This is a genomic window from Bartonella sp. MR100HLJHH, from assembly GCF_042194215.1.
Classification (GTDB): domain Bacteria; phylum Pseudomonadota; class Alphaproteobacteria; order Rhizobiales; family Rhizobiaceae; genus Bartonella; species Bartonella grahamii.
In genome coordinates, this window is sequence record NZ_JBHIMR010000084.1 from 1 (window position 1) to 951 (window position 951).

Genomic DNA, 951 nt, shown 5'->3' on the forward strand with positions numbered 1-951 from the left:
CTACATCAGAATAAACCTTATCTTCAGAAACACCATCATCCTTAACCGATTTAACCGTGAATGTAGGAGCGGTCCATGTGCCACCATCATACTTGGCGCCACCGCCAAAATACTTAGCAACCTCGCTGCCAAGCGAATAAAGCTGACTACCATTAACAGCGTCCGTTGAATCTGCTGTAATCTTGCCAATTCCAACATTATGCAATGCAACAGTGCCTGTTTTGGGATCACCAAAAGTCACACTGCTTTGTTTCGCTTTAGGTGCTGTTCTGGTAAGTGTACTGACCTCTTCTGTTGTATCTTCTTCTACATCGTAGAAAACTGCTATAGAACGCACGTCTTCAATATTTTTAGAAAGAGTGGTTACGTTTTCATCAAGCTGACCTTTGTTAACAGCATCAGTATCATCAGTCCCTTTTGCCAATCCTGTTATCTTTTTACTGCCAGCACCAATACCAGCCGTCGTTATTTGCGGACCACCCGTAATCACTAAGCCGGTGGCATCTAGGGTATTTGTGCCTGCCTTTAAGCTCGTTAATGTAACATCTTTAGCCAAATCAAATTTTAGCTTATTATCCTTATCACCTTTTGTAATCTGAAGATTTGTACTTCCAGCAGAAAAATCTACATCACTATCCATAAGAACAGTTGTAGCATTTGCACCGCCAGCAGAGAGTTTCCAACCGTTTTTTCTTACAACATCTTCTAAGTCTCTCAACTGCCTAACATTCACAGCATCGGCAACCTCAGAACCAGCTGCTACGCCTGTAATTTGTCTGGTTATACCCTTACTATAATCACCAACACTCACTGCGCCCCGCGTACTTTTCCACTGAAACACATCATTTTCTGCAACTTCACTCTCTAGCGAAGGAGTATAACCAAAAACACCAGCAGCCTTATTAGCTACAGAATCTCTTCCTAGAGCAACACCATCTTCCACCGAAACTA

General features: G+C 42.5%; 1 pseudogene. It reads right to left on the reverse strand.

The features are described 5' to 3' along the window. Positions 1–951 (reverse strand): annotated as a pseudogene (locus ACFIJ7_RS09645) (hypothetical protein); the annotation flags it as partial.